Annotated in this window: 3 protein-coding genes; all 3 read right to left on the bottom strand. The window is 65.6% G+C overall.

Annotated elements, in window-relative coordinates:
- On the bottom strand, positions 1 to 5,260 hold a 5,260-nt coding region (locus FKP22_RS15025), incomplete at its 3' end, for a type I polyketide synthase (RefSeq protein ID WP_233446852.1).
- The gene (locus FKP22_RS15020) at positions 5,226 to 5,456 is read right to left on the bottom strand and encodes a hypothetical protein (protein ID WP_141288282.1); all 231 of its coding nucleotides are present in this window, start codon (positions 5,454 to 5,456) and stop codon (positions 5,226 to 5,228) included. The genes FKP22_RS15025 and FKP22_RS15020, both read right to left, overlap by 35 nt.
- Before the next feature lie 404 nt (positions 5,457 to 5,860).
- Positions 5,861 to 7,803 (bottom strand): HlyD family secretion protein (locus tag FKP22_RS15015; protein ID WP_141288281.1); only part of this gene is annotated, 1,943 nt, incomplete at its 5' end.

The raw sequence follows: 7,803 nt of genomic DNA, 5'->3' as shown, positions 1-7,803 counted from the left end.
CCGCCATCGGCTCACCTTGACCGACAAACATGCCCATGACGCGTTCCTGGGTCTCCAGGAACTGACGCATGGTCTCGAAGTATTCCGACATGACACCGGAAGATCCTGCCGGTGGCAGGGGACGTCGTTCATCCATACGGGACTCTTTTCTCCAACGTGGGGGGGTGACGGGCGGGATTGCTTGAACAGGGGTGTAGGCCACCGGCGCGGGTGCGATGGCGGTCGAAGCGGGGGACGCGGCAAGGGCCGGCGCGGCGGCAGTGGCCACAGCGGCAAGCACAGGCGCAGGGGCGGCCAAGGCGGCGTTGCGCACCTCTGCCTGCTCCAGCGTCATGCCGATCTGCTGCACCGGCTCGGTGACCTTGCGGGCACCGCTGCCATTCAGCATCCAGGCATGCTTGGGCACGGTGACGGTGCGCTGCAGCGCGGCCGGCTGGGTGGCATTGCCAATGCGGCAGTCGCGCTTCTCGAACAGCGGCGAAATGTCCAGGTCAACGCCGGCGCACAGCATCTGCGCCAGGCCGTTCAGCAGGCCAGGCAGGCCGCTGCCGTCGTCGATGGCAATGGCCTTGTGCGGCTGGCCTGCCAGGATCTTGCCGGTCAGCTTGCTCAGCACAGCCTTCGGGCCGATCTCGATGAAGGTGCGGGCACCAGCGGCGTACATCGCCTCGATCTCGGCCACAAACTCGACCGACTGCACCAGGTGGTCGGCCATCTGGCGCTTGACCGTGGCGACATCGTCCGCGTGCGGCTTGCCGGTGGCATTGGCATAGACCGGCATCATGCCGGTGTGCCAGTCGGTGGCCTCGATCAGCTCGGCCAGTTGGGCCTGGGCCGGGGCGACCAGTGCCGAGTGGAAGGCGGCGGCGACCGGGATCGGCGTAACGTCCACACCAGCGGCCTGCAGCTTCTCCAGCGCAGCCTTCACGCCGGCATGGGTGCCGGAGATGATGGTTTGCAGCGGTGCGTTGTGGTTGGCGATCACCACGCTGTCCAGGCCGGCGATGTGCTTCTCGACATCGGCGCGTTGCGCCTGCACCGCGGCCATGGTGCCCAGCTCGGCACCACCGGCCTTGGCGGCGTCGACGATGAAGCGGCCACGGGCTGCCGACAGCGCCATCAGCGCTTCCAGGTCATAGGCGCCTGCGGCATGGTGCGCCACGAACTCGCCGTAGCTGTGGCCTGCCGCCATGTCGGCCTTCAGGCCGAAGCCCTGCATCAGGCGCAGCAGGCCGACTTCCAGCGCACCCAGCGCGGGCTGTGCCACATCGGTGCTGGTCAGCGCAAGCTTGGCTGCGTCCTTGGCGGCGTCGTCATAGGCACCGCGCGGGAAGATGAAGCCACCCAGGCTGGCACCGCGGCCGAAGCGGGTCTCGAAGGCGCCCTTCAGCGCAGCGTTGGCACGCGACAGCGCGTCGGCGACGACCGGGAACAGCACAGCCAGTTCGCGGCCCATCATCGGGTACTGCGAACCCTGGCCGGGGAACAGCACGGCCACCTTGCCAGCGTCCGCACCGGCAGCACCGAAGTGAGCGCCCGGCGGCAGCATGGGCGCCTGGCCGCGCAGGAAGGCAGCAGCCTTCTCCAGCTTGCTGGCCAGGTCGCCAGCGTCCTTCGCGACGACGGCCAGCGTGTCGCTGCCGGCTTCCCATTGCTGGGCCAGGCTGGCAGCCAGGTCGCGCAGCACCAGGTCCTTGAGCGAAGGCAGTTGCGTCGAAAGTTCGGCGGCGCGGTCGGCCAGTTCAGCCTTGCTGGCGGCACTGAACAGCATCAGCTCGGCCGGCCATTGGCTCATGGTTGCGCTGCGCACCCACGGGCGGTACTCGCGGGTGTACTCCTCCATCACGACGTGGAAGTTGGTGCCACCAAAGCCGAAGGCGCTGCAGGCCGCGCGGCGCGGCTTGGCATCCACCGTCAACCAGGGCTGCGCATCTTCCAGCAGGTGCAATGGCGCGTCTTCGGCTTGCAGGATCGCGACCGGCTTCTTGACGTTCAGGTGTGGCGGCAGCACGCGGTGCTGCAGCGACAGCGCGGCCTTGATCAGGCCGGCCACGCCGGCCGTGGCCTTGGTGTGGCCGATCATGGTCTTGACCGAGCCGACCACGGCGCTGCGCGGCGCGCCGTTTTCTTCGCGCATCAGCGCGGTGGTGCTTTCCAGCTCCGCCGTGTCGCCGGCCACCGTGCCGGTGCCGTGTGCCTCGAACAGGCCCACATCGGACGGGCCGAAACCGGCTTGCGCGTAGGCGCGGCGCATCGCGCGCAACTGGCCAGCCGGCAGCGGTGCTGTCATGCCCTTGGCATTGCCGTCGCTGCTGCCGCCGGCGCCCTTGATCACGGCATAGATGCGGTCGCCATCGCGCTCGGCATCGGCCAGGCGCTTCATCGCGATCATCGCAATGCCTTCGGAGATCGCGATGCCGTCGCCGTTCTGGTCAAAAGTGGAGCAGCGGCCACGCGGCGACAGCGCCTGCGTCTTGCTGAAGCACAGGTAGCCGAACGGGCCCTGCACCGTGTCGACACCGCCGGCCAGCACCATGTCGCTGCGGCCATCCACCAGTTCGTTGACGCCCTGGTACACGGCAGCCAGCGAGGAGCCGCAAGCGGCATCGGTGGTGTAGTTCACGCCCCCAAAATTCAGGCGGTTGGCAATGCGGCCGGCGATCACGTTGACCAGGATGCCGGCGAAGGAATCTTCGGTCCACTCGGGCAGGCGATCGGCCACGTCGTCAGGCAGTTGGCCCTGGAAGCGCGGCAATTCCGACCGCAGGCCGTATTGCGTGCCCACGTCACCGGTACCACCGCTGGCGCCGATGATGACCGAGGACCTCTCGCGATTGAAAGCCTTCTCGTGATAGCCCGAGTCCACCAGCGTGCGCTGCGCGACTTCCAGCGCCATCAGCTGCATCGGATCAATCGCTTCGATGGACTTCGGCGGCATGCCGAAGCGCGTCGGGTCGAAGGCCATGTCGTCCAGGAAGCCGCCCCACTTGGAGTAGATCTTGTCCTTGGCGTAGCGGTTTTCGTCGAAGTACAGGCGCCAGTCCCAGCGGTGCGACGGGATCTCGGTGATCGCGTCGACCTTGCCCAGGATGTTGTCCCAGTACTGGCGGCTGTCGTTGGCCTTGGGCAGCAAGGTGGCCAGGCCGACGATGGCGATGTCGGCCGGACCGGCAGTGGCGGCGCGCGGTGCATCGCCCAAGCCGGCCAGGCGCTCGGCCATCATCGCAGCCGCGTCTTCGGTGACCTGCCGGTGCAGGTCTTCGATCTGCGTGACTTCGTTGCGCAGCGTGGCGACCTGGCCCAGCATGTACATGCCGTCGGCACGCTGCTGCTCCGGCGTCAGGTTTTCCAGCTTGCCGTTCAGGCCGACGCGGGTCGTGCCTTTGGAAGCCATGCGCAGGCGGCCCAGGATCAGGTCGTCCAGCACGTGACGAGCTTCATCGGCCGGCACCTTCGCGGCCTTCAATTCGTCACGCTTGCGGAAGAATTCTTCGGCGAATGGCGTGTAGCCGCAGCGGCTGGCGTGGCCCGGGCCGGATTCGAGCGCCACCGTGTGGTCGCATTCGATCACTTCCTTCTGGAACTGCTCGACGATGGCGCCGCTCTCGACGATTTCCCTGGTGAACAGGTAGGCGCTGCCCATCAGGATGCCAACCTTGACGCCCTTGGCCGCCAGCGGGGCGATCATGGTCTGCACGAAGGCGGACGACACAGCGTCGTGCACGCCACCGGCGAACAGCACCTGCAGGTCGCCGGGAGGCACCTTGCTGCCGGCCAGCTCGGCCAGCAGCTTGTCGACCATGGTGCTCCACAGCACGAAGCTGCTCAGCGGGCCGATGTGGCCACCGCATTCGCGGCCTTCGAAGATGAAGCGGCGCGCGCCTTCGCCGACGAACATCGGGATCAGGTTGGCCGACGGCACATGCAGAAAGGTCGGGATGCCTGCGCGTTCCAGCGTCACGGCCTGGTCGGGCCGGCCGCCGGCAATGATGGCGTAGCTCGGCTTGTACTCGGCCGCCATGGCCAGTTGCTCGTCGAGCAGCGACTGCGGCGCAAAGCCCAGCAGGCCGATGCCCCAGGGCTTGGTCGCCATGCGACGGGCCGAGTCTTCCAGCAGTTCGCGCAGTGCAGCGCCCTTGAGCAGCGCAAAGGCCAGCATCGGCAGCGCACCACCGTCGGCGACCGCCTGGGCAAAGGCTGCACTGTCGGACACGCGGGTCATCGGGCCCTGGACCAGCGGGAACGTAATGCCCAGGGCCTCTGCCAGCGGCGCGTCCTTGCTGATCGCATTGGCGGCGACTGCCGCCTTCAGGTGGCCGGCCACCGCCTCGTCGAACGCGCGCAGCACGGCGGCGAGGTGCTTGTACTGCTTGCGCCAGGTGCCGGCAAAACAGACGTCCTGGCCCAGCGGCAGCAGGCCGGCGCGCAGGTTGCGCCAGTCGGCCTTGCCCTTGACGATCTCGGCCAGCTTCGCAAAACCCAGGCCTTCGCCATCGACCACCAACTGCCGCGCGAAAGTGTGGCCAGGCCGGACCAGCACGCGAACGTATTCGCCATGTTCGCCGTCGCCAATCGCGGTGGCTTCGTTGCCGGACAGGTTGCCCAGCATCGCAATCAGCGCGTCGCTGGGGCCGGCTTCTTCGAGCAGCAGGACTTGCGAGTCGAGCACACCACCGGCCATGCCGATGGCGCTGCAGGCGGCCGCCACATGGGGCGTCAGGCCACCGCGCAGGTACAGCGGCAGCGCGCTCAGCTTGCGCCACTTCTGCAGCAGGATGAATGAAGCATCTTCACCGACAAAACCGCCAGCCTCGTTGCCCTTCAGCAACCAGCCTTCGACCACGCCTTCGGCAGGCAGCACCGGCAGCACCGGCGCGCAGACTTCCACCAGCAGGCGCACACCGCGGGCCTGCAGCTGCGTCATCAGCGGCCATGCGGCTTCGACCAGCGGCGCCTCGACGATCAGCCAAGCCAGGCCGGACAGCGCGGGCGATTGCAGCGCGGTTTCCAGCGTCAGGTCCAGCCGGTCCAGCTTGAGGCCGTAGCCTTCACCACCGTGGCGTGCCACCTGGGCCAGCATGGCCAGCACGACCTGGCTGTCAGGCTGCCATTCGGCATTGACAACGCCGACGGCGCCGGCACGACAGGCGGCAATCGCCAGACTGGCGTCGTCCTGACCTGCGGGGGTGAACACAAACTGGGTGAACAAAGGCTGCTGCATGTCTTCAGGCCCGTGCGACATGGCGTTCGTGGTGGGCATTCACGACACCGGAAACTTGGAACGGGACCGCCTTGCACAGCGCGGCCTCGACAAACAGGGCAGTGCGCATTGCGAACGCAGATGCGGCACCCAGCCTCACCATCAGATACCGACCGGCTTTCGCCAGCCTTGCCTTCTCCACCCATCTGACCACCGGTACGTGGCGCGGGTTTGACAGCTCTTCAACCGGGTTCATGCGCGCAGGTTCTAAGCAAATACCGCCAGTCGCTAATGTCACTTGGAGGCCGACCTAGCGACTATCCCTAATCTGTGTCGTTGAAGAACGTTGGCGACTCAAGCCGACTTATGCGTGGGGGAAAAGTCACATAGATAGGCTGTTAATGCACTTTGCAACCGCCATGCCAGCCACCGGACAGATTACGAGGCATTTTCGCGCGCAATGTCCCCAGAATGGTGCGTCTCCAGCGAAAAGAGGCAATATTTCCCCTTTTCTCACGCATATGCCGGAAACAAACGCGAAACCGGCGCCAACAAAAAAACAAGCCACCCCCCGAAGGAAGGTGGCTGTTGTGATGTCGCGCCTTTGAGGGACAACGCGCAACAGATCTGGCGCGCCAACAAGGCGCGCCATCCGTGTCATCAGGGAATCCAGGACCAGACCTGCACGTTCAGGAAGCGCTGGATGGCCAACGAGAAAGCTTTCCACACCGGCATGGTGCTGCCGTCGATCTTCGCGTAGCCCGTCATGCCGGTGCGCAGCGATTGATCCGGATTCTTGACCTTGGCCACGACCTTGACGACGGTGCCAAACGACTGCTGCGTGACATTGCGATCGATCGTGATGACCTCGCCGTCGAAGAACTTGTCGCTGAAGGCGATCGGCCGCACGCGCACCTTGGTGCCGACCTTGATGTAGGCCAGGTCGGTTTCAGGCACCTCTACCTCCACCGTCACATCGTTGGTGTTTTCCACCGACGCAAACGGCGCGCCCTTCTCGAGATAGCTGTTGGTGCGATCCTGCAGGTGCAGTGTCAGCAGGTTGCCATCGAAAGGCATGGTCAACTCGCCGCGGCCGACCTTGCTCTGGTACATGTCGCGCTCTTCGTTCAGGCTTTGCAGCTTCGCCACGGCAGCGTCGATCTGATCCTTGGTCGCACCGGTCTTGGCGAGCGCCAGCGCCGCCTTCTTTTCGGCCACCTGGCTCACGTCGACCTGGTATTCGCGGCGAGCCGAGTCCAGTTCCTCGAATGACACCGTGCCATCCTTGTACATGGACTCCAGACGCGGCACGCGGTCCCTGGTGAAGCGCTCATGCTCCTGGGCCACCTGCAGCTGGCGCGAAGCCACCTCCACCTCTTCCGGCTTCGGGCGCGCCTTCAGGTCGGCCACGACGGATTGCTGCTCCGCAATGCGGGCGTTGTAGACGCTGACTTCGGACTGGTAGTCCAGCGTCGACAGCGTCGCCAGCACGGTGCCTTTGGCAATGCGCTCACCACCGTCGAAGTTGACCTTCTGGATCACGCCACCGATGTCTGAAGTGATGATCTGCTTCTGGAACGGATAGACCAGGAATCGGCCACCCGGCTCGTACGGATACGGCATCACCAGCAACAGCAGCAAGGTGACCACCAGCGCGATCTTGCCGTAGTGGCTCCAGGCGCTGCGCGGCTTCAGCGTGTCCTCGGCCTCACCCACCGCATCGGGCAGCGTGCGCTTGCGCCAGCGGTCGAACTGCACCGAGCGGTCATAGGCCGCCTCTATCATCTGCAGGCGACGGATCGAACGCCGACCCAGGTAGATCGCCATCAGCGCCGCAAGGAACAGCGCGGTGCCGCCCAGCATCACCGACTGCAGGTAGACCCCGACGATGACGGCCGAGATCAGGATCAGCACGAAGGCGTACACCGTCGATGCCAAGGCGTAGGCCGCCAGCACGCTGTTGTCCGACTCCTTGAAGGTCTGGCCGCGCATGCGGTTGAGCAGCGTCTTGTATGACTTGCCGCGCAGGTGCGGCTCGTTCATGAAGGCCGACAGCAGGTGGTAGCCACTGCCCTTGACCAGCGGGTTGCCCGAGGCAAACACCAAGTCGATCGCGCAGATGATGCCCAGCGCCAGGCCGATCTTGGCCGCAGTGCCCGCGGAGTCACGGGTGTTGTACCAGATCAGCATGCCCAGGCTGAACAGGAACACGCGCACCAGCAGCGGGCCTGCGTTCAGCCACATGCGCTCGCGGCGCGTCATCTGCTCGGTGTGCGTGACAACGTTCAGGAAGCGCGGCAGGAAGCCCATGAACACCGAGATGCCGAACTTCGCCACGGTAGCGCGGTAGGCATGGGCGATGAAGGCCTGCGTCAGCGTCACCGCCAGATTCACCGTGAACAAGCTGAACAGCACGTGCTCGAACAGCGTGGTGTAGTTGTGCAGGTTGGCCAGGTCTTCGCGGATCAGGTGGCTGTATTCCAGCGACAGCAGCACGGCCGCGATCGCCATCAGCGGCATGATGTAGACGAGGAAGCGCAGCGGCGCGACCACCGGCGCCAGCAGCTTCAGCATCGGCCGCGGATCGAACAGCTTCAACATCC

The organism is Ideonella azotifigens (assembly GCF_006519715.1).
GTDB lineage: Bacteria > Pseudomonadota > Gammaproteobacteria > Burkholderiales > Burkholderiaceae_C > Ideonella > Ideonella azotifigens.
Note: the sequence above shows the minus strand (reverse complement) of the source record. Positions and strands in the feature narration are given on the sequence as shown.